Annotated in this window: 15 protein-coding genes; 8 read left to right on the forward strand and 7 right to left on the reverse strand. The window is 36.0% G+C overall.

The window, feature by feature from the left end:
- The first annotated feature begins 8 nt into the window (after nucleotides 1-8).
- Both ychF (CHB72_RS20105) and ychF (CHB72_RS20110) read left to right on the forward strand, forming a co-directional pair.
- Nucleotides 9-1103, forward strand: coding sequence for a redox-regulated ATPase YchF (ychF, locus tag CHB72_RS20105; protein WP_089284668.1), 1095 nt, complete (start codon nucleotides 9-11; stop codon nucleotides 1101-1103).
- 335 nt (nucleotides 1104-1438) lie between these two features.
- A complete protein-coding gene (gene ychF / locus CHB72_RS20110; protein WP_089284669.1) occupies nucleotides 1439-2527 on the forward strand; it encodes a redox-regulated ATPase YchF in 1089 nt (362 codons plus the stop codon).
- A gap of 178 nt (nucleotides 2528-2705) precedes the next feature.
- Here ychF (CHB72_RS20110) and CHB72_RS20115 read toward each other — a convergent pair whose 3' ends face one another.
- The 4 genes from CHB72_RS20115 to CHB72_RS20130 form a co-directional block, all read right to left on the reverse strand.
- Nucleotides 2706-3524 carry a nitroreductase family protein gene (locus CHB72_RS20115; RefSeq protein ID WP_089284670.1) on the reverse strand — a complete coding sequence of 273 codons (819 nt, stop codon included), beginning with the start codon at nucleotides 3522-3524 and terminating at the stop codon, nucleotides 2706-2708.
- Between the two features lie 419 nt (nucleotides 3525-3943).
- Nucleotides 3944-7120, reverse strand: coding sequence for an SbcC/MukB-like Walker B domain-containing protein (locus CHB72_RS20120; RefSeq protein ID WP_176431502.1), 3177 nt, complete (start codon nucleotides 7118-7120; stop codon nucleotides 3944-3946).
- Nucleotides 7095-8402 (reverse strand): metallophosphoesterase family protein, encoded by a 1308-nt coding sequence (locus tag CHB72_RS20125; RefSeq protein ID WP_176431504.1) that lies wholly within the window; start codon nucleotides 8400-8402, stop codon nucleotides 7095-7097. Before CHB72_RS20125 ends, CHB72_RS20120 begins: the two co-directional genes overlap by 26 nt.
- Nucleotides 8403-8487: 85 nt before the next feature.
- Nucleotides 8488-8937, reverse strand: coding sequence for a chemotaxis protein CheW (locus CHB72_RS20130; RefSeq protein WP_089284673.1), 450 nt, complete (start codon nucleotides 8935-8937; stop codon nucleotides 8488-8490).
- Nucleotides 8938-9242: 305 nt separating this feature from the next.
- Here CHB72_RS20130 and CHB72_RS20135 point away from each other — a divergent pair, with 305 nt between their 5' ends.
- From CHB72_RS20135 to CHB72_RS20150, 4 genes are all read left to right on the forward strand, one after another.
- The gene (locus CHB72_RS20135; protein ID WP_089284674.1) at nucleotides 9243-11393 is read left to right on the forward strand and encodes a sensor histidine kinase; all 2151 of its coding nucleotides are present in this window, start codon (nucleotides 9243-9245) and stop codon (nucleotides 11391-11393) included.
- Between the two features lie 408 nt (nucleotides 11394-11801).
- Complete coding sequence (nifV, locus tag CHB72_RS20140; protein WP_089284675.1) at nucleotides 11802-12950, forward strand: homocitrate synthase; 1149 nt, start codon at nucleotides 11802-11804, stop codon at nucleotides 12948-12950.
- Nucleotides 12951-12981: 31 nt separating this feature from the next.
- Nucleotides 12982-14928, forward strand: coding sequence for an aconitate hydratase (locus tag CHB72_RS20145; protein ID WP_089284676.1), 1947 nt, complete (start codon nucleotides 12982-12984; stop codon nucleotides 14926-14928).
- Nucleotides 14929-15939 carry an isocitrate dehydrogenase (NAD(+)) gene (locus tag CHB72_RS20150; protein WP_089284677.1) on the forward strand — a complete coding sequence of 337 codons (1011 nt, stop codon included), beginning with the start codon at nucleotides 14929-14931 and terminating at the stop codon, nucleotides 15937-15939.
- Between the two features lie 60 nt (nucleotides 15940-15999).
- Here the strand turns inward: CHB72_RS20150 and CHB72_RS20155 are convergent, their stop codons facing one another.
- Nucleotides 16000-16863 (reverse strand): 2-oxoacid:ferredoxin oxidoreductase subunit beta, encoded by an 864-nt coding sequence (locus CHB72_RS20155; protein ID WP_089284678.1) that lies wholly within the window; start codon nucleotides 16861-16863, stop codon nucleotides 16000-16002.
- On the reverse strand, nucleotides 16863-18575 hold the full coding sequence (locus CHB72_RS20160; protein WP_089284679.1) for a 2-oxoacid:acceptor oxidoreductase subunit alpha: 1713 nt from the start codon (nucleotides 18573-18575) through the stop codon (nucleotides 16863-16865). Before CHB72_RS20160 ends, CHB72_RS20155 begins: the two co-directional genes overlap by 1 nt.
- A gap of 346 nt (nucleotides 18576-18921) precedes the next feature.
- Here CHB72_RS20160 and CHB72_RS20165 point away from each other — a divergent pair, with 346 nt between their 5' ends.
- Both CHB72_RS20165 and CHB72_RS20170 read left to right on the forward strand, forming a co-directional pair.
- Entirely contained in the window at nucleotides 18922-20046 is a 1125-nt protein-coding gene (locus tag CHB72_RS20165; protein ID WP_242975210.1) for a C45 family autoproteolytic acyltransferase/hydolase, read from the forward strand.
- Nucleotides 20047-20061: 15 nt separating this feature from the next.
- Nucleotides 20062-20937, forward strand: a complete 876-nt coding sequence (locus CHB72_RS20170) for an AraC family transcriptional regulator (RefSeq protein ID WP_089284681.1) — start codon at nucleotides 20062-20064, stop codon at nucleotides 20935-20937.
- 270 nt (nucleotides 20938-21207) lie between these two features.
- Here CHB72_RS20170 and CHB72_RS20175 read toward each other — a convergent pair whose 3' ends face one another.
- Nucleotides 21208-26727 (reverse strand): S8 family serine peptidase, encoded by a 5520-nt coding sequence (locus CHB72_RS20175; RefSeq protein WP_089284682.1) that lies wholly within the window; start codon nucleotides 26725-26727, stop codon nucleotides 21208-21210.
- Between the last annotated feature and the right edge of the window lie 255 nt (nucleotides 26728-26982).

A 26982-nucleotide genomic window follows, 5' to 3' on the forward strand; every position in this document is an offset into this window, starting at 1 on the left:
AGATATACATGAAGCTAGGCATTGTTGGATTGCCTAATGTAGGAAAAAGTACATTATTTAATGCAATTACTCAAGCAGGAGCAGAATCTGCTAACTATCCCTTCTGCACCATTGAACCTAATGTAGGGGTAGTTGCCGTACCTGATGAACGGTTAAAGTTTTTAAAAGACCTATACCAATCTGAAAAGCTCATTCCTGCGGCTATTGAATTCTATGATATTGCTGGACTGGTTCGAGGAGCCAGTAAGGGAGAAGGCTTAGGAAATAAATTCCTATCTCACATTCGAGAGGTTGCCTCTATTCTTCAAGTGGTTCGATGCTTTGAAGATGGCAATATCACCCATGTTGAAGGAAGTGTTAATCCTTTAAGAGACATTGAAACCATTAATTTAGAATTGATTTTCTCAGATCTTGAAATGGTGGAAAGAAGAATACAAAAGACTGAGAAATTGGCGAAAGCCGATAAAAGTCTCCTTGTTGAATTAAAATTGCTTAAAAGATTACAAGCTGCTTTTGAAGAAGGCTTATCTGCCCGTGGCCTAGAATACAGTGAAGAAGAGCAGGAATTACTAAAAACCTTTGGCCTTCTCTCCATGAAACCCATCATTTATGTTGCCAACGTTGCAGAAAATGAGGTTGCTGATGAGGGTGCAAATAATCCTCATGTTCAAAAATTAAGAGAATTTGCAAAGACAGAAGATGCGGAAGTTGTTGTGATCTGTGCTAAGATTGAAGCTGAAATTGCAGAATTAGATGAAGACGAAAAGGCCATGTTTTTAGAAGAGTTAGGTTTAAAACAGTCAGGGTTAGACCAGCTGGTAAAAGCTTCCTACTCTCTTTTAGGTTTAATCAGTTACCTAACAGCTGGACCTAAAGAGATAAGGGCTTGGACCATTAAAAGGGGCACAAAAGCACCTCAAGCTGCTGGTAAAATCCATACCGACTTTGAAAAAGGCTTTATTCGAGCTGAAGTAGTTGCCTACGATGATCTTGTAAGCTGTGGTAGCCATACTACTGCTAAAGAAAAAGGGCTTGTAAGATTAGAAGGCAAGGAATATATCGTTAAAGATGGAGATATTATTAACTTTAGATTCAATGTCTAGAAAAAAGTTGTGGATTTATGAGTTGGTATTAATGAATATAAACAAGAAGTAGTTAAGGTCTGATGAAAGGTCAGTCTTTGATTACTTCTTTTTTATTGGCTATCATCAGCGTTAACTTAATCCATCATTCCGTCATACTGATCAAAACGAAACGAAGTCGAAGTATCTTAGATACATAAAGACTACACTCAATAAGATCCTTCCCTAGTCCTCAGGATGACATTTTAAGAATCTTCAATGAATTATAACCTTTACATTTTGAGAGCATACTTGCTATAATAAAGTATATTGAAATGGTAAAATATGATAATTAAAATAGAAAGGAATTGAAATCTATGAAAATTGGATTAGTAGGATTACCCACGGTAGGTAAAACCACTTTGTTTAACCTATTAACAGGTCAAAACATAGAGATATCAGGTTTTTCTACAGGAAAGGTTGAATCAAATGTTGGCATTGCTAAAATCCCTGATAAAAGAATCGACTTTTTAACCAATATGTACAAGCCCAAAAAGGTAACCCCTGCTACGATTGAAGTAATTGATGTGCCAGGGCTAGTTAGCGGTTCCAGTGCTGGAAAAGGTGTAGGTAATCAATTTTTAGATGCAATTCGCAAGGTAGATGTTTTAGTACATATCGTTCGGGTTTTTGAAAACGATGCTGTCATCCATGCAGATGGTGATGTAAACCCTATGAGAGATATAGAAACCATTAACATGGAACTATTGTTTTCAGATTTAGGTGTCATTGAAAATCGTATCAAACGTATCCAAACAGGAAAGAAAGTCACAAAGGAAAACTTAGAGGAATTAGAAGTACTAAAGAAGTGTCAAGCAGGCTTAGAGGAAGGCTTATTGATTCACAATATAGACTTAAGTGATGATGAAAAGGAACTTTTAAAAACCTTTGGCTTCCTGTCAGAAAAACCTATGATTCTTGTAACCAATATTGATGAAGCTCAACTAACCTCCGGGGACTATGCTGCTAAAACCTCCATCATAGACTACTCAAAGGAAAGAAATGTGCCATTTATTGAGATATCTGCTCAGTCAGAGCTAGAAATCAATCAATTAGATGAAGAGGACAAAGCATTATTTATGGAGGAGCTAGGCATTACAGATCCTGGTATTGATAAATTGGCTCAAACCGCCTACGACTATTTAGGTCTAATCTCCTTTCTTACATCTGGTGAAGACGAAGTAAGAGCATGGCCTATCAGAAAAAATACACCTGCTAAGAAAGCAGCTGGTAAAATTCACTCCGATATAGAAAAGGGCTTTATTCGTGCAGAAGTTACCGCCTTTAAGGACTTAGAAGAATTAGGTTCTGTTGCAAAGGTTAAAGAAAAGGGGCTAGCACGTCTAGAGGGCAAAGAATATATTGTACAGGATGGAGATATTATTAACTTTAGGTTTAATGTGTAAAATACTAAAAAGCAATGATTCACTAATAAATCATTGCTTTTTTCTTGAATTAGCTCTCTATTGAAGTTCTAAGCTTACCTTTTCTTTTGGTTTTCTTAGTCTATTGATTAGCGTAAATAAAAACATAAGTACTACAGACCCAGTAATGGTAGCCATACCTCCTGCTATATCGTAGTAGCTATATGCTATAGTAACCTATTAATTCATAATCCTCTGGAATATGATATCTTTTTCCCATCACTTCCTCTACATCCAATCTCCATTTACCTATAATCCCCTCTTCATGAGATGCTTTTTCAAAGTATAGCATAACGATTCCTGCATCTATTTTCATGCTTTTCTGTTGTTCTTTATTTACTACAAGAAATACTTTTTCCTTATCTATAATAAAACGCCATGGCTGTTTATTCCCCCAAGATGGAGCAAATTTTGTATAGTAAAAGATATTGGTCAATCCACGGGAATCTAAGTACTCAACGCTGCAAGAGTTTTCCCAGTTCTGCAAATAAACGATATCTTCTACGCCCATCCTACCACTTTTCGGTGATATATCTGTCTTAAAAATCCCACTATAAGGGTGTCCAATTGCTATAAGAGCAGTAACTACTTCATCTTCTTCCAGGTCTAATTTTTTTTTCAATTCCACGTCATCTTCCATACTTAACCAACAGGTTCCTAGTCCAAACTCCCAAGCCTTTAAACGTATCCATTCCATGATATAACCGCTATTTTCCTGGAAATTAGGATAAGGTTTTGATACTATTGCTAAATAATGAGGTGCTTCTATCATTTTACCGTAATATCCGGCCTTTCCAGACAATTCACTATAAACCTCTTTCCCATTTTTGATGAATACTATGGATGCCCCTTGACTTTTTACAATACCTCTTGTTTCATTCCCAGCCTCTATAACTTTTTGAATTAAACTACTATCCACCGGTTCCTTTTTATAATCCCGTACTGTTTTCATTTCCTCAACTAAGCTTATAAATTTCATATTTTTTATACTCCCTTCTCTCTATCTTTTTCACTTGTTACATATGTACCCAATTTATCTATCCTCTAAAAGAAAATCTCGTTATTAAAATTTTTTACATTGTGGAAATTAATACCATTAAAACAAAATCCAGGCTATTCAAAGGTCTTCAGATTCGAGACATAAGAAAAGTCAGCACTCTTACGTATACAGCAATACATAAGGGTGCTGACTTTTCAAAACAACGAAGAAAACGTGGATTTTTTAACAGTCTGAAGGTATAGTCGATGATGACTATGCCTTTGTTTATTAACTTATTAAAACAGTTTACATCTTAAATTTTCTTTATATTAAGGTTTAAAATTGGTTATCTTTATAGGTTGTACCATTTTTAATGGTATATATATTCCATAAGAACTAGTTTCTTTCCAGTATGAATACTAATTAGATTTTACCAACACTCTGCTACCTGCACCATTTTGCTGAGCTGGAGTCACTTCAATATATCGAGGCATCCTATTTTTCAATTCTTCAACATGGCTGATAATCCCTACCATTCTTCGATCCCGCTGAAGCTTTTCTAAAGTGTTCATAACCAACTCCAGTTTTTCATGATCTAATGTTCCAAATCCTTCATCTAAGAAGAAAAAACCTAAAGGTTTTCCCTTTAATTGTATTTTTGAAGATAATGCCAGCGCCAATGCTAAAGAAGTTAAAAAGGTTTCTCCCCCTGATAAAGAGGTAACCAGTCGTCCTATACCATTATTATATTCATCCCGCATAATAAAACTGCATTTATCATCCAGTTCCAGTCCATACCTTTGACCTGTAAGCTCTCCAAGCCTTATTGATGCTTCAATTGTCATATCCCGCATATGTTCCTCTGCCAGAAACTTTACAAATCTTTTTCCTCTCAATAAATAGAACAGAGATGCAACCACTTGTTTTCTTTCTGCTATTTCTTTGTTCTTTCCCTGCAGCTCACCCCATCGTTTTTGCTTGTCTAGCAAAATCGTTAAACTGTTTTGTAGTGCTCCTTCCTCCTTAACAATTTGGTTGTGTTCCTCTACTATAGTTTTATAGGTAGCTTTGCTTTCTTCAAATTCTTTCTTATCAAAAGAGAGCTTTGCTACTTTCTCTTCTAAAGATGCTAGTGACTTCGTCGTATGATTTAAGGCATTTTCATAGTTTAAGATTTTTTCTTCGATTTCCTTTTGTTTTTCTGTCTCCAGCAAAGATTCTTGTAATTCATCTATTGTTTTAAATCCTGCATTTATTAAGTTTTCCCTCAAATCTATTTCCAGGTTTTTTAAATGTTCTTTGCTTTTTTCTATACCAGATTTTAGCGTAGTTAAGCTTTGTTGAAGCTCTTGTTTCTTCTTATTAACATCCTCCCAAAGCTCTTGAATTTCTTTAATTTCCTTTTCTAATGTATCGATTTGACGTCTTATTTTTTCTTCAAAACCTTGGGCTGTAGCATCTCCTATAAGGACCTTCTTTTTTGAAATTAATTCCTTTAGCCTTTGAGTACTTTTCTCAACATTTTCTTTATAGGCTTTTATGGTACTTTGTAAATTGATATTATTCTCTTTCAAACTAGTTATTTCTTTGTATAATTCCTTTGCCAACGCTTCCTTCTCATCAATAGTCTTGCTGACCTGTTGATATTCTTGTTCTGCCTTTTCTAAACGTTCCTTTAAGGCATTTACTGTATCCCTATCCGCCACTACAAAATTTGGTGCAATCTCATGCACCTTCTTCTGTAAGGTAAGTAAAGCCTTTTCAAATTCTTCCTTTGCTTTATTAAATTCCTTCGATTTCTCTATGTATGTTGGATGATAGGTGGATTCTATTTCTCTTTTAGTCCCTTGATACGTCGTATACTGAATATGAATCTTCTGCTGCCACTTTCTTAAAGTATTGACCCGTTCCTTTGCTATATCAACTTTTTCCTTAGCTAAAAGAATAGTGTCTTCTTCAAAGGACTCTAGATTATTAGCTGGTTTCGGGTGGTGGAGAGAACCACAAACCTGGCAGGGTTCATCCTTCTTTAATTTAGAAGCTAATACCCTTGCCATATTTTGATCCTTGGCCTTATCTAGGGCTTCCTGTAGTGCCTGTTCTTGTTTTATTGCCTGTTGCAGAACTTTTTCTGCCATTTCCATTAGGACTTCAATAGTCTCTTCCTGTACATTTTCTTTAAGGGATTGGATATGCTCTGCCACTAGGATTTTTAAAGATTTTTCTTCTTTTCTCATCAGTTTATTTTTACTTTCCAACTGTTGGAGCGTCACTTTTACTTGTTTTTCTTCACCGTCTAAGGTCTTTAGTAGCATAACTCCATCATCTATCTCTTTACGGCAATGAAGAATATTTTTCATTTTTATACTTCTTTTCTTAAGATGTGTTATAATTTCTTCTATTTTTTCAACGAGGTCATTTTTGTCTTGAAGGGCTTTCTCTGTCTTTACCAGTTTTTCCATCATTTGATTCATCATATTTGTTGATTCTTTTACTTCTTCCTCTAACTCCATAATCTGGCCTTCATAGCTTGTAGCTAAAGGAAGCTTAGGAAGTTCTTCTTTCTTTAAAAGTTCTAGCTGCTGCTGGTTTTCTTTTCCTTTTTCCAACTTAATCTTTGTCTTTTCCATAGCTTCATTGATTTGATTTTCTAGTATTTCCTGTTTTTTCAGTTCATCTTCCTCGCCTTTTATCTGATTTTCTAAAAGGTTGATTTGCTTTAATGGTCCCTTTAGACCTTCAGCCTTTCTCGCAGAATGAAGCTGTTTTTTGTTATTCTCGATTTCCTGTTGCTTACCCTCTAGCCTCATCTTTTGTTCCTTTAAGGTATCCATTTCTTGATGAATTCCTGCTGCCGTCTCCATTGTCTTCAATTTTTCTTCCAGCTTTATTTGTTCTTGCTTCTTTTCTACAGCTTCCTCTTTCTTGGTTTTTAACGCTTCTTTTACCCTAAAAACTGCCTCCTGTGAAGCATCTCCTAACTCCAACATGATTTTTCTATTGGATTCCAACTCTGCATCTAATTTTTTTTCTAGTTTTTTTACTTTTCCTGTCAATTTCTCACCGTAGTCCTCTAGACAAAAAATCTTTTCCAACATTTCTGTCCTCTCTCCTTCAGTGAGTTTTAAGAATTGGTCAAATTTATTCTGAGGTATAATGACGGCTCTAGTGAAATCCTTGAATTTCATTCCTAGAAGCTCCTCCACTTTTGAAGTAACCTCTGTAGCCTTATCGGCTAAAACCTCCGTATCTTCCTCTTCTACCTGTATAAGTCGAGATACCCTATTAATGATGGAATCATCCTTTTTTGTCCTCTTATAACTGCGCTCCGCTCGATAACGATGTTTCCCAAGTAGAAATTCAAAGGAAACAGATAATTCATCTTCAAAATGGTTCATAATACCTCTTATTCCATTAGGAGCTCGTTCAATGTTTCCATATAACGCTAAAGTGATAGCATCTAAAATAGTGGATTTACCTGCACCAGTGGGGCCGAATATTCCAAATATGCCCATATCTCCCAGCCACTGAAAATCAACTTCCTGTTTCTCCTTATAGCTTTGTAGTCCACTAAATCTCAATTGAATGGGTCTCATCCTCATCACCTCCATCCTGCAATAGCTCTAAAAATAAATTTATTATTTCCTGGTCAGGTATTGTCCCAGTTTCTCTTGCCACGAATCTTTGAAACTGCTGTTCTAATGTGAGATCCTGAAGTCTTTCCTTTTCTTCATCTGGAAGAACTATACCCGGTAAAATCATTCTTCTATAGATAATTCCTTCATGAAGTTTATTCAATTCCTCCAACTCTAGATTAGATAAGGATTCTTCCAGCTCTATTTCTAAATGAAGCCATATATTTTGGTTTTCATCAGACTTACACCAATCATAAGCCTCCTGATAGGAAGAAAATCTTTTTATAAGCATAGGCTTGCCAGCAGTAATAGGGATCGGCTGTATTCGAGCATCTTCTTCAGGAGTAATCTCCACCATCACCACTTGCTTTTGTTGGTTACTTTCTGAAAAACTATAACAAAGGGGTGAACCAGAATAGTAACAGGGCGTTGCAGTTCCCCCGACTCTTTGAAATCTATGTAAATGACCTAATGCAGTATAATGTGCCTCCTCTGGTATAGCAGAGGGTTCTACAACAAAAGCTCCTCCTAATTGAATATCTCTTTCAGAATCTGAGGCCACTCCCCCTAATACATAAAGATGGCTAACGGCAATATTAACAGTATCAGACCGAAAATGCTTTGCCCCCTCTTTTAAAGCTAAGGCTACCCTCTGAGAATAAGCTTTTTGCAATTCTTTCTCCTCCATAGATTCTGTCAATATTTCGTTTAATCTTTTTTCTGATGGATAGGGTAATAAGGCAATAACAGCATTTTCGTCACAATTAGGCATCTGTATTTCTATCCATCCTGCCCCTCCATCTACTCTCTGTGAACCAAGGAGCTTGTCCCTCTGTCCCTCTTCTAGTAAACCTTCTACTGTAGCAGCTATTTCTTCTTCAGATGCTGAGGATGCTGAAAATCCTGCATTTTCTCCTGGCACACCAAACAGATAAATTCCTTGCCTGCATGCCAACGGATTAGCGGCTCTTAATCTTTCAGGACTATCATGATTGCCTGCTATAACAACGACAGCTCTTTCCCCTTCCTTAGACATCCTTTCTAAAGCTTCAAAAAACAGCTCCTCTGCTGCTGCAGAAGGATTATAGGTATCAAATAAATCTCCAGCAATAATCACAAGGTCGATCTTCTCGCTTTCTAGAATATGACATAATTCATTAATAAATTCCCTTTGTTCAAGGATTCGACTTCTTCCTTCTAATGTCCGTCCCAAATGCCAATCTGATGTATGTAAAATCCGCATTTTCAATCCTCCCTTAGTTAGGATATATATGGTATTTCCTATGGTTTTATTATACAATAAAAAGATGCACCGTTGCCGGCGCATCTTACATATTTTTTATTTCTTCTTTTTCCTCTTCTGTCAGTATTTTCTCTAGGTCCAGCATAATAATAATCTTTTCGTCTACCTTCCCTATCCCTATAATGTACTGTCGATCAATGCCGGTTAAAATTTCCGGTGGATTTTCTATATGCTTCTCGTCCATTGTTAGTACTTGTGAAGCATCATCTACAATAAACCCAACCTGCTTACTCTTTAAATTGATTATAATGATTCTATTGTTTTCCTTTATTTCACTTTCTACTAGGTTAAACTTCTTTTTCAAACTAATAATTGGTGTAATATTGCCTCTCAGGTTAATGATACCTTCAATAAAGTTAGGGACATTAGGCACTGTTGTAGCCTTTTTATACTCTGTTATTTCCTGCACATGATTAATTTCTACGCCATATTCTTCGCCACTCAATTTAAAAATAACATATTGTTTTTCTGCCATTTTAAACCCGACCCCCTTTTTATACAAATTATAACATATTTCTACTACTTATTAACTGTTTTTGTAAATATTTCTGTGTTTTCTTCCCCTGTTCATATTTGCTGTCCAAAGGAGATAGAAAACATGGACAATATTTATCATATTTTATTAACTTTTCTGTAAACTGTAAATCTTCTATCATGAATTATAGTTATCTTATCCTTAATATATTTAGTCTGGAAATTTTTATATAATTGAAGGAAAATATCATATTATGTCGAAAAATGTAATAATGCGTTTATACTCTAGCCAACGGGGTGAAGAAAATGTCCTTATATAAAAAAACTATGCTGATGGCGATTGTATCAATTTCAATCACTCTGTCCTTAATAATTTTTTCCTCCTATGAATTATTAACAAAGATAGCTTTAAAAAATGAAGAAGAAATCGCAAATTACTCTAAGCTTCAGTTTGAAAATGAAATCTCTAGTATCATCAATAATCTAAGTATTGTAGCCGCTGATTATGGAAGATGGGATGATACTTATGAACATATGATAGACTTTAATGAAGAATATATCAAGAGTAATTATATTAATGAAACCTTTATCAACAACGAATTTGAAATGTTGCTTCTCATTGATGATTTGGGAAATATTAATTTTGAAAAAGCCTACAGTTTAGAAAATAATGAGGAAATCCCTATCCCAGAAGACTATAAAGAAAAAGTACTGGAATATTGGCGTTTCCTTTATGATAGGGGAGGCAGTAATACCCATGGCATTATGGTATTGCCTAATGATATCGCTATTATATCTTCTCAACCCGTATTAACTAGCTATGGGGTAGGCCCTACTAGAGGTACCCTTATTATGGGTATGTATCTCGATGACAATACTATCCATAAAATATCTGAAAAGATGAAACTGTCAATTGCTGTAACAAATCCTTCAGTTTCTCCTTCTCTAGATGAAGAAGAGGTATTAGCAAACTTATCAGCAGACAATGATATCTACATAAGACCTCTTTCTAAGGAAACAACCTCTGTTTATACAGTGATGGAGGACTTATTTGGAGAAAACAATCTGTTATTACGGGTAGATTTTCCTAGAACTTACTTTATTCAGCACCTACAAAGCATTATTGTCTTTATTTTTTTAGCTATACTCACCTGTTTGATTATTTTTATGATATTTTTGATATTTTTACATAAAGTGGTCTTAAACCCCCTACAGCAATTTACAAAAGAAATTGTCTCCATTGGCAATCAAGAAAATTTTTCTCAACGATTAAAGGTAAAGTGTAAGGACGAACTTGCTATATTGGGGAATTCCGTTAATAGTATGCTTTCTTCCCTAGAAACCTCCCATAAAAAAATAGCAGCTATTACAGAAACCATTCCAGATCTAGTTTATATTTATGATCTACAAAAAAATCAATATGTCTATTGTAATCAACAATCACAGACTATTTTGGGATATACCTCCGAAGAATTACTTGATAAAAGCAGTCATATTCTTTTAGATTTAGCTCATCCAGAGTATTTGCGAAAAGTAGGCAAGCATCAGGAGAAGATTGAAACAACTAAAGATGATGAAGTTCTTACTATTGAGATAAGAGCAAAGCATAAAAGAGGTCATTACCTATGGTTATCCTGCAAAGACTTGGTTTTTCAAAGAACTGCTGACGGAAAAGTAGAAAGCATACTAGGAATTGTTCAAGATATTACTGCAAAAAAATTAGCTGAAGAGGAACTGCTCCAAGCTAAGCTCGAAGCAGAGGCTGCCAGCATTGCTAAATCTCAATTTTTAGCAAACATGAGCCATGAATTGAGAACACCTATGAATGGTATCATCGGATTAACAGAAGTGTTATCTCTTACGCCTTTAAACCAGGAGCAGAAGGAATATATAGAGCTGCTGCGATTCTCTGGCGATCGTTTATTATCAGTTATTAATAATGTACTAGATGTCTCAAAGCTTGAATCTCAAAATGTATCTTTAGAAGACATCCCCTTTGATTTTCATCCTCTGATCTTGGGTATCATAAAGGACTTTTCCTTTAGAGCGACAAAAAAAGGATTGGTATTAACTCATAAAATAGATGACAGTATCCCCAGTACTTTTATAGGAGATCCTCATCGATTGAATCAGGTTCTTTATAATCTTTTAGGCAATGCCCTTAAATTCACTGAAGAGGGAGCAGTTCATTTAGAGGTATCAATGGATACAGTTGATGAAGGTAAAGGGATAGTTCATTTTAGTATTAAAGACACAGGGGTTGGTATACCAAAAGATAAGTTGCACCTTTTATTTAACAACTTTAGCCAAATAGATGCCTCCACCACTAGAAAATATGGTGGCACTGGTTTGGGTCTTGCTATTTCAAAAAATTTAGTTGAACTGATGGGTGGAAGGATTACTGTAGAAAGCCAAGAGGATAAAGGAAGTATATTTACTTTTTCTATTCCTCTATAGAAGCATTGACAAAAAGATCGTCTTCAATATGATTTTTCTTTCTGCTATATTGCATTATTTGTCTATAATTTAATCTCAAAACTCAACATTGTGATAATCCATAAGATGTTTGAAACTTAAAGTTCTTCCATTTTTTCTTTTTAAGAAGCAGATGACCTCATCTGCTTTTTTCTTTTCAGAACACCCTTTCTTTAGAAAAGCAATCCATTCTCCTCATGATGAATTTGACTGATATATTATTTTTTAATTCTTTTTAATCTGTTTTACTTGAGTATATGCCCATTTTTATACGATAAATGAAATATTCAAAAATAAATATTTCATTTATTTGAAAAATGTAATTGACACGAATAAAAATTGCATGTATAATCATAATAAATTAATTAGTTTTTAGGGGGGACTTGTATAATGAATGAAAAAATCAAATTGTTAGACACAACTTTAAGAGATGGAGAACAAACTGCAGGAGTAGTATTTGCCAATGAAGAAAAGGTCTTTATCGCTAAAATGCTGGATGAATTAGGGGTAGACCAAATCGAAGCTGGTATTCCTGTAATGGGCGATGACGAAAAGGAAGTAATTAAGAAAATTGTGAAGAGCAACTTAAAGGCCAGTATCATGGGTTGGAATAGAGCTGTTATTAAGGATATTCAAGCCTCTATTGATTGTGGTGTAGATGCAGTTGCTATATCTATATCCACCTCGGATATTCATATTACACATAAGTTGAACTCTACTAGAGAAAAAGTCTTAGAACAGATGGTGCAGGCAACAGAGTTTGCAAAATCCAACGGCTTATATATTTCTGTCAATGCAGAAGATGCTTCTAGGACGGATGAAGATTTCTTAATTACATTTTTCAAAGCAGCTAAGGAGGCTGGTGCAAATCGAATTCGTTTTTGTGATACCGTGGGTACCTTAGATCCTGTCACTACTTATAATAAAATCAAACTTTTAAAGGAAACGGTAGCTATTGACATCGAGATGCATACCCATAACGATTTAGGTATGGCAACCGCCAATGCTATAGCAGGGGCTATGGCTGGGGCTACTTACCTAGGGGCAACTGTTAACGGTCTGGGGGAAAGAGCTGGCAATGCATCTTTAGAAGAAGTAATTCTTTCTTTAAAACATGCCATGCATTTGGATAACTTTGATTATAATATCGAAAAAATGAAAGATTTATGTGCCTATGTTTCAAAAGCCTCTAATAGGGAGATTCCACCTTGGAAGGCAGTCATAGGAGAAAGAATCTTCTATCATGAATCTGGCATTCATGCTGATGGAGCTATTAAGAATCCTTTAACCTATGAAATTATTAAACCTGAGGAGCTAGGCCTTGAAAGAAAAATACTAATTGGAAAGCATTCTGGTTCAGCTGCTATAAAAAACAAACTATCGGCAGTCAATATTCATTTAGATGATTGCACTGCTTATCGGTTATTGGAAAAAGTTAGAAATACAGCGATCTCCTTAAAGAGAACCTTAACTGACAAAGAACTGCTAGGTTTGTATGAAGAGACCCTTCTGGAGGGAAATTTGCTTAAAGAAGCTTAGAATATATTACAATATAAATGAGGTGATGAAAGTGGGAAAGTCTTTGACTTATAAGATATTAGAAGATCATTTGATTTCAGGAGAATTAGTACCTGGAAATGAAATAGCTATTAAAGTAGATCAAACCTTAACCCAAGATTCAACGGGTACGATGGTATATCTTCAATTGGAAGCCATGGATATCAAGGAGATTAAGACAGAACTATCTGTAGCTTACATTGATCACAATACACTACAGATAGGCTTTGAAAATGCTGATGATCATGCCTTTATTAAAAGTGTAGCAGCAAAATACGGTATTCGATTTTCAAAACCAGGGAATGGGATTTGCCATCAATTACACCTAGAGAATTTCTCTATACCTGGTAAAACCCTGTTGGGTTCCGACAGCCATACCCCCACCAGCGGTGGAATGGGGGTACTGGCAATAGGGGCTGGAGGATTAGATGTAGCTACCGCTATGGCTAGTGGAACCTACTATCTAAAAGTTCCTCAAGTATTAAATATTAAATTATCAGGAGCATTAAGCCCATGGGTTTCTGCAAAGGATGTTATTTTATATATATTAAAAATTTTAACAGTTAAAGGCGGCGTTGGTAAAATAATAGAGTACTCTGGAGAAGGTGTAAAGAGCTTATCCTTAACCGATAGAGCTACCATCACTAATATGGGAGCAGAGCTAGGCGCTACAACCTCCATCTTCCCCAGTGATGAAATCACCTTTCAATATTTAAAAGCACTTGGCAGAGAAAAGAATTGGGTTTCCTTAGAGGCAGATGAAAATGCAGTATACCATGAGGTTATAGAAATAGATCTTTCAAGCATTGTCACTATGGCAGCTAAACCCCATAGTCCTGATCATGTTGATACGATTACAAATACTCAGGGAGTTAAAGTAGATCAAGTTCTTATCGGCAGCTGCACTAACTCTTCCTATAAGGATTTGATGAAGGCAGCAGCTATCTTAAAGAATAAAAAAGTACACTCTGATGTTGATTTAGGCATTTCTCCGGGCTCTAGTAAGATATTGAAAATGCTAGCTGATAATGGTGCCCTCTCTACTTTCATTGCTGCTGGAGCTCGTATATTGGAATGTAGTTGTGGACCCTGTATTGGTATGGGGCAATCCCCTAAAAATAATGGTGTTTCTTTAAGAACCTTTAACAGAAATTTTTGTGGAAGAAGTGGTACAAAAAATGCTGAGGTTTATTTAGTGAGTCCTGAAACAGCAGCTATATCGGCTGTAAAAGGATATTTAGAGGATCCTATCAGCCTAGGAAACGACATAGTGATCGAAGAGCCAGCTTTATATGCTGCCAATGACAGTTATTTTATCTTTGACAAAAACATCGATAATCCTGTGAGTATGGGACCAAATATTAAACCTTTTCCTATTAATGATGTCTTACCAGAAGAACTTGAAGGAAAAATAGTTTTAAAGGCTGGAGATAATATTACTACTGATGATATTATGCCTTCCCATGCCAAACTTCTGCCTTATCGTTCTAACATCCCTTATCTTTCACAGTTTTGTTTTAGTGGCATTGATGAGGAGTTTTGGAAAAGATGTAAGGAAAATCAAGGTGGTTTTATTGTTGGAGGAGAAAACTATGGGCAAGGCTCTAGTAGAGAACATGCCGCGCTGGCTCCCCTATATTTAGGCATCAAGGCAATTATTGTCAAGTCTTTTGCTAGAATCCACAAAGGCAACTTAATCAACAGTGGCATTATTCCTTTAGAATTTGTTAATCTAAATGATTACGCTTCTATTGATCCAATGGATACTTTAGATATGAAGAATATCAAAGCTTCATTAGAAAATGGTGGAAAAATAGAAATCTATAACAAAACAAAAAATACAACTATAACAGCAAAATTCACAGGTTCATCCCGTGATATAGATATTCTCCTAGCAGGAGGATATTTAAACTATGTAAAATCAACAATGCCCACTGTGGCTACTATGGAGGAAATATAGATGAAAACTATTACACTTATACCAGGAGATGGGATCGGGGTTGAAGTAACAGCAGCAGTACAAAAGGTAATTGCCGCTACTGATGTAGCAATTACCTGGGAAATTGTCAATGGTGGAGAAGAAGCTTATAAAGCTACTGGACAGTATATCCCCGATGCTCTATTAGAAAGTATTTCAAAAAATAAAATTGCCTTTAAAGGGCCTATTACGACACCTATTGGTACTGGATTTAAAAGTATCAATGTCACTTTAAGACAAAAATATAATACCTACGCCAATGTACGGCCAGTAAAAAGCATAGCGGGTATCAAAACTCCTTTTAATGATGTTGATTTAGTAATTGTTCGAGAGAATTCAGAGGATCTATATTGTGGAATCGAGCATCTGGTAACAGAAGGAGTGGCAGAGTCTATCAAGGTAATCACAAAAAAGGCATCCCTTAGAATTGGAGAGTATGCCTTCCAATATGCTAAAGCTCATGGTCGAAAAAAAGTAACAGCTGTCCATAAGGCCAATATTATGAAAATCTCTGATGGTCTATTTTTAGATTGTATTCGAGCTGTTGCAAAAAAGTATCCAGAAATAGAATACGAAGAGGTTATAGTAGACAATATGTGCATGCAACTTGTGATGTATCCTGAAAAATATGATGTTTTGGTATTACCTAACCTTTATGGTGATATTGTTTCTGATTTAGCTGCTGGATTAGTGGGGGGATTGGGTCTAGTACCAGGTTCTAATATAGGAGAAGACATTGCTATATTTGAAGCTGTTCACGGTAGTGCACCTCAAATTGCAGGAAAAAACCTAGCGAACCCTACTGCTTGCATATTATCAGCTGCTATGATGCTGGATTATATCAATGAAAAAGCCGCTGCTAATCTTATAAGAGAAGCTGTAGCGACCGTAATCAAGGAAGGCAAGTATACTACCACCGACATAGGTGGCACTGCTACAACAGAGGAAATAACAGAGGCAATTTGTGATAAAATTAAAAGGCAGCTCCTTTAGGAGCTGCCTTCTTTATTGTATGAAGAATGATAGAAATTTAATTTCTATCATTCTTGTATTTTACTTATGGTAGTCTATAATTTTATTAAACTCGTCAATAGATATATTCAAATTCTGTTGTACTAAAGGAGTTTGGCTGGTGGGGTATAGTTTTGTTTCTCTTTGTGTATCAGTATTTTGGTAGATAAGTCCAGTACATAAACCGTCGGTTTCAATCAACTTTCCCATAGCCATCTGAAAATTGGTTGAATCATAGTCTTTATCTTCTGTAACATCCTTTAGGTTCTCTCTATACCATTGATAGGTATTGACTTTGTTAAAGGTTACACAGGGGCTAAAAACATTGATAAAGGAAAATCCCTCATGCTGTATTCCTTTAATCATTAGATCAATCATTTGTTCCTGAAAACCAGAAAAACTCTGAGCTAAAAAGGTTACTCCCGCTGATAGAGATAAAACTCCTGGCTTCAAAGGGATATCTGAGGCACCAGCTGGTGTGCTTTTTGTTACAAAACCTACCTCACTTAAGGGAGAAGTATGCCCTTTCGTTAATCCATACACTTGATTATTGAGAACTATGTAGGTAATATTTAAATTTCTACGCATAGCATGCAGAGTATGGTTGGTTCCTATGGCAAAACCATCTCCATCTCCCCCAGCTGCAATAACTACAAGATCTTTGTTGGCAAATTTAATACCCTGTGCCACAGGTAATATCCGTCCATGAATGCCATGGAAGCTGTAGCTATTCATATAACCTGATAATCTTCCAGAACATCCTATCCCAGAAGCAACCACTAACCTTTCATTTGGAATCTTTAAATGATCAGCAGCTACTTGAATACCTCTCAGAATAGAGAAATGTCCACAGCCAGGACACCAGTTAGGGTTCACATTGTTGCTATATTTTTTTACTGAGTTCATTATTGCTTCCCTCCTATTTTTTCGATAATTTCTGTTACTGTAAAGGAACTACCATCATATTTCACAAAGCCTTCTAGTTTCTGATGATATCCAATTTTATCTTTAATAATAGAAGTAAGCTGCTGGCTATAATTGTTTTCCAAGACAACTATTTTTTCATAGTGCTGGAAAATAGTATGTAACGCATCTATTGGTAATGGTTTAAGCATTCTTAGCGTTCCAAAATCGACTTTATTACTACTAAGCTCTACTGCCTCTTTAAGTACACCAAAGGTAGAACCTATTGCTAAATATAAAGTACTAGAGCCGTTTTTTATAAGCTTGATATTTTTCTCCTGATGTAACGGCTTAATTTTTTCTAATCGCTTATCAACCATTTCTTTTCTTATGGATAAATCCTCTGTTGGAAGTCCTTTTTCGCTATGCTCTACTGTTGTAACATGATGAATTCCCCCTTCCATACCTGGTATACTTCTAGGAGATATCCCATCTTCTGTTATAAGGAATCGTTTATACTCTCCTTCTTCTATCCTTTTCAATTCTTCTTCCTTTATTAAGGACCCACGGTTCACTTCAACCGTAGAGTAATCTAAAGGCTCTATGGTTTGAGGAGATAGAGACAGCATTAAGTCAGAGATAAGAATGACAGGACATTGATATTTTTCCGCAAGATTAAAGGCCTTTATAATATCCTCAAAACATTCTTCTACTGTAGAAGGTGTTAGAATAATAGAAGGATAGTCACCATGCCCTCCATAATACAGAGTAAATAAATCACTCTGTTCGTGCTTTGTTGGCATGCCTGTACTCGGACCTACTCTTTGACAATCCACTACCACCACCGGCACTTCTGACATGCCCGCCATGCCAATTCCTTCTGTCATCAAGGAAATTCCAGGACCAGAGGTAGCCGTCATGCTCCTAACCCCTGCATAGCCTGCTCCGATCGTCATATTAATAGCAGCAATTTCGTCCTCCACTTGAATCATAATGCCACCATACTTTGGAAACAGCTTTCCCAGATACTCCATAATTTCTGATGCTGGTGTAATGGGATATGCCGCCATAAATCGGCATCCTGCCATCAAAGCCCCTAATGCAATAACCTCATTTCCTATCATTACTGGTCTTACAATCTTTTCTTCTGGTGGTACTAACGGTTTTTTTATAGCATCATGGATTGTTTCTTCATATACTAAGGTTTCCTCTAATACCTTCATGTTTCCATTTTGAATACGCTCTCCCTTATTAATAAATCTCTTCTTAAAATAATCCTTCAAGGTCGTAGAAGGCAATTCCAATATTTTTCCAATAAAGCCTATAGCGGCAGTGGTTTTCATGACGGGAGTACCTACCTTTTTTGCACTTTCTGTAATCGGTAAGGAAATCATTTTGCAGCAAGAATCTTCTTCGACGGAAAGGATGTTGTCATATAAAATCATCCCATCGTCTTTTAGGGATTCTTTATATAAAAGAATTGTATCTTTATCAAGAGCTAAAATTATATCAATTTTGTCCTCTACTGCCATGATTTTTTTTGTACTAATGGTTATTTCCATAGCAGCATTCCCACCCTTTATACGAGAAGAAAATCTTCGACTGCCAACTCCATAGTAGCCTAATCTTGATAATATCTTAATAAGATGACTTCCAGCACTTACTATGCCTTCTCCTTGAATACCTCCTATGATAATTGACAATTGCTTTTTCAACTTCCTCACCCTTTACTATTAGAATTTCATACTCTTATATATTAATACCAAAATTCTTGATTTATAACCACTGGGAAATAGTAAACTTTGTCCTATTATAGATAAAATATCATTTCCGTTATTGGTTTCAACAGAATCTACCAAATTCTTTTTATAATTCATTATAGCAGAATATATCAAAATTTCTTTAAGAAAACTTGCTATATTCATAGTATAACTTATGTGAGGAGGAATAAGGTTGAAAGGTTGAAAGATTGAAATTAATAGTAAAATTTGATTATAAAAATAAAATTCGCTCAAAACCACAAATTTCATTACATTTTGTGCCTTGATCGAAGCGAAAGGAATGAATATAATAATAATGAAAGAATTAAGAGCACATTACATGCATATTGAAGGGACAAACTATAAAGTTGGCGAGACACTAGGTAATCTATACTGCAATATCCCGGGGATCAAAGAAAGGTTCAAATATTCCGAAGGAGGTTTCACAAAACAAGAGGAAAAACAAATGTTTCAGATGTTTGACAAATTCTGTCCGGGTATAAATGAAGAAATTTCAGGATTCGCTGAAACTATGAAGATTCCTGAAGGTCAGATGATATACTACTTAATGTCTTATCTTAAGCCAGGATGCAGTCAAATGGCAGTGCTGCCCTCAAAGACAGAAAACGGACACGTTATAATGGCAAGAAACTATGATTTTAGTGATACAATGGAAGAAATGATGATTTGCTCTACTCGAATTAATGGGAAGTACGCACATATTGGATCATCAATTATGCAGTTTGGACGAGGTGATGGTATGAATGAACAGGGTCTTGCCGTTAGTCAGACTTCAGCTGGTATGCCGGTTGGGAACTTCGAATTTGCCAGGAAGCCAGCTATCATAGGATTACAATTTTGGGCTGTCATAAGATCTGTTTTGGAGAACTGTAAAAATGTTAATGAAGCTATTGAATTAGCCATGGAGATGCCAATAGCTTATAACATAAATATGCTTATTGCTGATAAGAATGGGAATGCTGCTTTGATTGAGAGTTTTAATGGGGAGAAGGCAATACAAAAAATAGATGCCAACACAGATGAAAAGTTCATATGCTCCACGAATCATATTCACTTACCTGAACTAAAACATTATGAACCTAAGAGTATGAAAAACTCTATTTTAAGATATGAATTAATCCATGATACTATTAATAGTAAGAATAAAATAGGTATAGAGGATTTGAAGAAACTATTATCCAGCAAGTATCCAGAAGGATTATGCTGTCACTTCTACGATGAATTTTTGGGAACTCTCAGAGGAATGGTATTTGACTTGAATGAAGGAACAATCGAGGTGTGTTTTGGGTCTACTGCATTAAACGAATGGCATATGTTTAGAATGAATGAAATTGTAAATAGGAATGAATATATCGTAAAAATAGAAAAGGAAAAATCTCCATTTGGTTTTTGGGAGTATATTTAAGAAGTTGGTGAATAAATGAATTACTATGATCAATTAGAAAAGGCCATAATTTTTATCGAACAGAACTTATGTGAGGATATAAAGGTTGAAGCAGTAGCTGGTGTAGCCGGCTACTCTTATTTCCATTTTCATAGGATATTTGAAGCAGTATTAGGAGAAACGGTAGGAAATTATATCAGATTAAGACGCTTAACAAGCGCTGCACATGATGTAATATATACAGATAAAAGAATACTTGATATCGCACTTGCTTACAGATTTGATTCACAAGAAGCATTCAGTAGAGCGTTTAAAAAATTATATAAGCTGACACCAAGAGAATATAGAAAAAATCGTATTGAAACAGTTATCGGAAATAAAAAACAGATGACTACAATAGGATTAAAACATTTGATTAATAGTGTGACAGTACAACCTATGATTAAAGAGATTTCGGACATAAAAATTATTGGAATGCGTGGCAAAGCTACTATTAATAATAATCTGATTCCTAAGATGTGGGATGATTTTAACCCACGAATACCAAAAATTGAAAATCGCACCCCGCAGATTAGAGGGTATGGAATCTGTGAAGTGGATCCTAATTACAATATGCACGAGTTTAACGAGGACACTGAATTTAATGAAATTGTAGGAGTAGAAGTTGAAAACCATGATAAAATCCCTCCGGGAATGGTAGCAAAAACATTGGCTGGAGGGAAGTATGCGGTATTTACGCATAGAGGAAGAGTAGAATTCTTGAGAATGACCTACCAATATATTTGGGGTACATGGATTATATCTTCAAAATATGAGGTTGACTTAAGAGATGATTTTGAATTCTATGATCAAAGGTTTCTTGGTCCTAATAATGATATGTCAAAATTTGATATTTATATTCCTATTAAGTGATTCAATTCTCTATCCTTGACAGGACGAGGGGACAGGGACTTGTCTGTTACGCCTTTTCAACCACATACTTACTTACCCCTGTTACTCTTGCAAGCTGTCTTATTGTAATATGATACATTCCTGTATTACTCTTTTTATGTGCTTGCCTTGGCATATCCTACCACCTCAATAAAATTGTATTCCAGTGGTTGATGCCAGACAAGTCCCTGTCCCTTCGTCTGCTCTAAAATCAAAGAATCCTGCAGCTTATTGTCTGCAGGATTCTTTTAATCATTGCATTTCCAACATTTGTTTTAATACAACTACCGCTTCAGCCCTTGTAGCATTGCTTGCCGGATCAAAGCTTCCATCTGTTCTTCCTCCTATTAATCCTGCTTGAACTACTTCAGCAGTGGCTTTACGAGCCCAAGCTGCGACAGAAGAATGATCCTTAAACTTCAATAACAGAGCTTCTATTTCCTGTTCTTCAACTTCCATATTACCGTTTTTCAATTGTAAAGCCTTGTACATCATAACGGCCATTTCTTGTCTGGTAATTGTATTTTCTGGTCTAACTGTTCCATCTTCATACCCAGTTAGTAAACCTGCTGCAGCACCTCTCATCATGTAATCGTAGCCCCAATGAGAACTGCTTAAGTCAACAAAGCTTCTTGAAGTGTCTACTTCATGTAAATCAAGTATCTTCACCAGCAGGGTGGCAAATTGTGCCCGGGTAATATTATTATCAGGTGCAAATGTAGTTCTTGTAATACCACTTACATGACCCTTTTCAGCCATATACAATATATGATCTTTTGCCCAATGGTCTTCAATATCCGTAAAACCTGCTATTTGCATTGTATCTTCAGTTAAAAGGAGAGCAAACTTACTAAATGCTACTAATTCAACCACCATAGCACCACCGGCAGCATCATATTCTCCACCAACATACTCCCATGTTCCACTATCTTCATTGTAACGATAAACTTTTAGCTTGCCCATTTCAGCATAGCTCTCATAGCCCTTGAGAACTGTAAGGAATACTTTTACCGGTTCTGGAAGCCTGCCGGCTTTCTGAATATCATTATTGTTAACTAAGTAGAAATTAATTTCTACAATTTGCCCTACCAGATTTTCAGTGCTTGGTCCGGAGGCAATTGACGCTTCAATAATCAAGGCTTCATATTCTTTTGACATTTCCAATACTTCTGCTGGCAGGATGAAAACAGCATTAGCCAGTGTAATTTTTAGAGGTTTATTCGCATTTAAAATAGTCTTCAATTGTTCTGCCGAGAAAGCAATTTTTTGGTACTCAGCTGCATCAAGGCTTACAGTGGAACCCCCTTGAGCAATGGCATCCTTTATTTTTTCATCCTGCATTTTTTCAGCATCTTTATTCTTTGACGCTTCTACTTTTTCTTGGTTGCCGCTACTGCCCCCACTACCGCCACTACCACCGCTGCCGCCAGATGAAGAATCGGCTGTCATGGTAAATATTCCTTGATCTTTTCCACTGAATAAAGGACCTTTAGGACCTGAAGCCATAGCCATCTCAACTCTGTAAGTACCATTAGCAACTTTTCCAATATTTTCATTAAAGCCTGTGAAATATTCTTCCTTGCTTTCACTAAATATCTTTGTTTCTTGACCATTATTAGCAACCCTATAAACCCTCAGTAAAGGAGATCTTTCCTCATAGGCAGAAGTATTGCCATGGGGATGGTCTATTTCATAACGTGGTACAATTCCCCTGCCTTCCAGATATCTCAAAGCAGCAGGGAGCACATATTCTTCCTCATCAATTTCATAGGTGCTAAACACTGCAGTATTATTTACATGGGCATCCACCAGCTTATTCCCATATCCATCAGTAATCCAGGATTTACCTGAAATATTTTTATTATTTCTATAAGCTTTTTTGTCTAAGACTACATTAGCATTAAAGTTGCCACCCACCTGCCAATCATGGGAACTTCCTTTTGTAAATGCCAGCTGTTCATATCCGTCAATTTGCAGGAAGTAATTCCATTCATGCACATGAACCTCAGGATCACCAAGGACTAGATCCAAAAATAATTCATATTCCACATCTGCCGGCACATAGAATATATCCCCTGCCCCTGAATCTTCATAGAAAAAGTCATTATACTTGCTGAATAGATATAAAGCTGCATTTCTTAAGTCCTTATAGCCCTCATGATCAACCTTTAAATTAATTCTGGCACTGTTACTGCCATCTAATTCTATATCCTGATGCTGACCATTTCCTATAACATCAACATCTTTTGCGAGAATATAGTAGTTGCTGACCACACCATTATCCGGCAATAATTTATAGCGGCTGGTAAAATGATATTTACCGGGTTCAAGATAAAAGTTTGATCTTGCATAACTGTCATCCCAAAAATTAAAATTATAAGTCTGGCCATCTATCTCTACAGGATAAATCATACTTCTTGACTGCTTCTGAAATGTACTTATCTCATTTCCTGAAATATCAATGGGTTTCAAGGATACACTTTTTATGTCAGCAGCAACACGAATTTCTGCTACCTCATTTAGATTGGTAAAAGGTCTGAAAACATAAGCAAAATCCCCTCCGGGTACTGCATGCTTAAGCACGATCATATTTCCATTTTTTTTCTTTGAAAATGGAAGGCTTGACCCCATGGAATATCTGCCAAAGCTCTCAGCATGATTGCTGGCCCATCTGCCGTCTAAATTTTTCCAATATCCTGTTTCTCCATCTTCTACAAAGCTATAGAGCCAAACATAAGCCCTTACCTTATCTCCATTATGGTCATAAATTTGTACATAATGGGAAGTATCTACAACCTCTGCCTGCATTTCATCTTTTAATTCCTTAGATAAAGGAGTGGATTGTAAAGTTAACTCAACATTATAGCTACCAGGAACAGCAAGAGAATTACCTACCCACCAAAAACCATCCCAGAAAAATCTTTGGAAGGTATTATTATAAAGGGATACTCCGTCCGATTTACGGGTTACTTTATATCTTGGAAAGATATTTGCACTGGTTGAAAGGACTTGCCAGCTATTGTCTTTCAAATTATAAGTAATGGTTTGTTTATCATCCTCTTCAACAGTTTGAAACTTTTTCTGAACCAAAACACTGTCAATACTGTCAGTCATGGATCTTTTTTGAATTTTTACAAGATTGTTGTCATAGTTATCAGCAAAACTGTGTCTTGTGTAGAAAAATCCCATATCCCTTGGTACAGTATATTTATCCTCTGGATTATATGATGTCCCTGCCTTTTCAGCTAGAGAATGGTTCATGTCTATATCAGGTGCAAATTCCTTTAAGGTAATATTGCCCCCCACAGCTAACTGGGTTACTGCTCCTTTTGCAACAGAAATATAGTCATCTTTTTTAAATTCATATAACCATATTTCATTTCCGGATGAAATCTCCAGATCAGCCATAAGCTTATACTCACCTGCTGAGACCAGAAGCCTGTCACCCACCAGCGTATTATTGATTCCCATGGCTTCATTTGTAGCATCATTATATAAATAGATCACAGTATTTTCAACATTTGTAGTGTCAGGAGCCGTTAAAATCACTTCTCCTGCATTTCTTCCATCAAAAATCATTTGAGATGTACTTGCAGTTACTTCTTCAGAAAACTTGTTTAAAAAATATGTTTCCTGTCCAAGCTCACTAAAGGCATACAAATTGTATCTTCCCGGATCCATATAAATTGTAGGTGCAGTATCCTGCCCCTCATTTAAAGTTGTAGTTGTCCCTAAAACAACATGATTACTGTCCAGGGGAGTTGCATAATATTTTACCTTTGAAATTTCTCCTCCAGCCTTATCAATGGTTTTGAATTTAACAGGCACAGTATTGTCTCCCCTGATTTCAAATGCTCCTGGACTTTCCAGCAAGCGGTTATACATAAAAAGGGTATTCCCTTCAGGAGCACCTATAAAGTCAAAGCTTCCTTGAATTAACACGGAATACTCTTTTAAATCTTCAGCAATAGTTCCAGGTAACCTCACAATCCCTGAACTATTTGTTATTCCAGACCAAATTAACTGATAGTCATATTGATCATCCACTTGATGTTTTTCATAAATGAGTACATCTGCACCAGCAGCTTTATTGCCATCGGGATCAAAAACTTCCAGCATCAACCCGGAAACAGGTTCATTACGGACTGTTACAGTAATTTCATCCTCTCCCAGAACATGATTACCTGCATAGGCCACTGCCATCAATTTGTAACTGCCATCCTTTACCTTTGATGCATCCCAGTTTGCTGAGACTACTTCCTGTCCATTTAAATTTATTGTAGCAATTTCATTGTTTGAGGAGATTTTATCCAAATATAGTGTTACTTTTGTTACATTTGAATCAGTCACCCTCATCATTATTTTTGTGTCTCCATAAACACTGCTGTTTTTATATGGCTCTATTATCCTTAACACAGGCAGATCAAGTGTACCCGTTAAAGCTCCATGAATGTCAAGTCTTCCATAACCTGTATCCTTGTCCCATCCATAAGTTTTTAGGTCATGCGCTGTTGCAGTAAGGATTTCATGTAATACCGCACCAGTTGCATCAGGATTTATGAGTTTATACAAAGCCGCTGCCCCTGCTGCATGGGGAGCTGAAAAGGAGGTTCCATTTGAATACCTATAATATCCATTTTCATTATCTCCCATATCTGCCCTGATATAAATTGAGGTTGAGAGAATTCCTTCACCAGGAGCCACCAAATCCAATGCATTCCCCCAGTTAGAAAAGGTTGACACTGTGTCTTGATCATTCTTAATAGATCCAACAGTTAACACACCTGGTAGGGCAGCTGGATAATAGTTATCCACATTAGCGCCTGAATTACCTGCAGCAGCTACTACCAATACTCCATTTTCCTGAGCATAGGCAACAGCATCATCTACAACTTTACTATACCCTCCCCCTAAACTTAGATTGATAATATCAGCTCCATTGTCAGTAGCATATCTGATTGCAGCGGCAATATCAAAACTACTTCCAGTTCCAGCATCATTCATTGTCTTGAGGGGTAAAATTTTCACATCTCCAGGTCCTGCAATGCCTGCTATTCCAATGCCATTATTATATATTGCAGCTATTATGCCGGAAACCTGTGTACCATGCCCATGATCATCCATTCCACCTGTATCTCCATAGTTACTGCCATTAGACCTCTTCTCTAACATTGTTAGACCAGGTAAAATTCTTCCATCCAGATCAGGGTGATTTGGCTCTACACCAGTATCTATAACAGCTACAATTACTGAACCCTTAGGATTTTCATCCTCTAATATCTGCCACGCATCTTGCGCTCTTATATGACTCAATCCCCACTGTACATCTATATATGTATCTTTATATACAAACTCGGTAACAGTACTGTATACAGTCTCAGTAACAGTGCTGTCGTTTGTATACTTATTATTTATATCATTTTCTTGTGGATAGATACTATACCTTAGATTTGGTTCAAAATACTCCACTAATGGATCGTTTTCCAATTCTTCTATGACAGTATGAATATCCACCTTATTTCCCACAGTATATAATACTGGACCATTATCCATCTCATCAATGCTGCTCAGGCCCATTATTCCCATGGAAGGATTTTTATTGTTCTTGTATTTTACGATGAATTCACCCTCGATGATGTCATTGATATCATATTGAGAAAGATAATACTGATCATCATCATTAGACTTACCATAAGAAATGTTCGGTGTCACAAGGCTAAATACAAAGAATACCACTAAAAATAGTCCCAAAGTCCTTTTATACTTATACAATTTTAATTCCTCCTTTTTAATGAAATATCTCCACTCACACTACCTTGTTTCAAGTCATTTTAAGTAATTCTCACCCCTCTTTGTTTAAAATTTATCAATATTCGGCAAAGCTAAATCTCTTGATTTTGTCTAATGTATAGTAATATGAGTGATGTCTTATGATTCTCTAAAACTACAAATCACTTAATGAAAAAGTTGAATAAAATTAGTAGGAAATTCCAAGAAAGCAAAAGAAAGCAATAGAGAACTGTAAAA

Origin of the sequence: Anaerovirgula multivorans (genome assembly GCF_900188145.1) — a bacterium.
GTDB classification, from domain to species: domain Bacteria; phylum Bacillota; class Clostridia; order Peptostreptococcales; family Natronincolaceae; genus Anaerovirgula; species Anaerovirgula multivorans.

What these genes read in the sequence shown, in the direction of transcription:
- CHB72_RS20150 (WP_089284677.1), top strand. Translation starts at nt 14,929, where the DNA reads ATGAAAACTATTACACTTATACCAGGAGATGGGATCGGGGTTGAAGTA.
- CHB72_RS20170 (WP_089284681.1), top strand. Translation starts at nt 20,062, where the DNA reads ATGAATTACTATGATCAATTAGAAAAGGCCATAATTTTTATCGAACAG.
- ychF (WP_089284668.1), top strand. Translation starts at nt 9, where the DNA reads ATGAAGCTAGGCATTGTTGGATTGCCTAATGTAGGAAAAAGTACATTA.
- CHB72_RS20130 (WP_089284673.1), bottom strand. Translation starts at nt 8,937, where the DNA reads ATGGCAGAAAAACAATATGTTATTTTTAAATTGAGTGGCGAAGAATAT.
- CHB72_RS20155 (WP_089284678.1), bottom strand. Translation starts at nt 16,863, where the DNA reads ATGAACTCAGTAAAAAAATATAGCAACAATGTGAACCCTAACTGGTGT.
- ychF (WP_089284669.1), top strand. Translation starts at nt 1,439, where the DNA reads ATGAAAATTGGATTAGTAGGATTACCCACGGTAGGTAAAACCACTTTG.
- CHB72_RS20165 (WP_242975210.1), top strand. Translation starts at nt 18,922, where the DNA reads ATGAATATAATAATAATGAAAGAATTAAGAGCACATTACATGCATATT.
- CHB72_RS20120 (WP_176431502.1), bottom strand. Translation starts at nt 7,120, where the DNA reads ATGAGACCCATTCAATTGAGATTTAGTGGACTACAAAGCTATAAGGAG.
- CHB72_RS20125 (WP_176431504.1), bottom strand. Translation starts at nt 8,402, where the DNA reads ATGCGGATTTTACATACATCAGATTGGCATTTGGGACGGACATTAGAA.
- nifV (WP_089284675.1), top strand. Translation starts at nt 11,802, where the DNA reads ATGAATGAAAAAATCAAATTGTTAGACACAACTTTAAGAGATGGAGAA.
- CHB72_RS20135 (WP_089284674.1), top strand. Translation starts at nt 9,243, where the DNA reads ATGTCCTTATATAAAAAAACTATGCTGATGGCGATTGTATCAATTTCA.
- CHB72_RS20115 (WP_089284670.1), bottom strand. Translation starts at nt 3,524, where the DNA reads ATGAAATTTATAAGCTTAGTTGAGGAAATGAAAACAGTACGGGATTAT.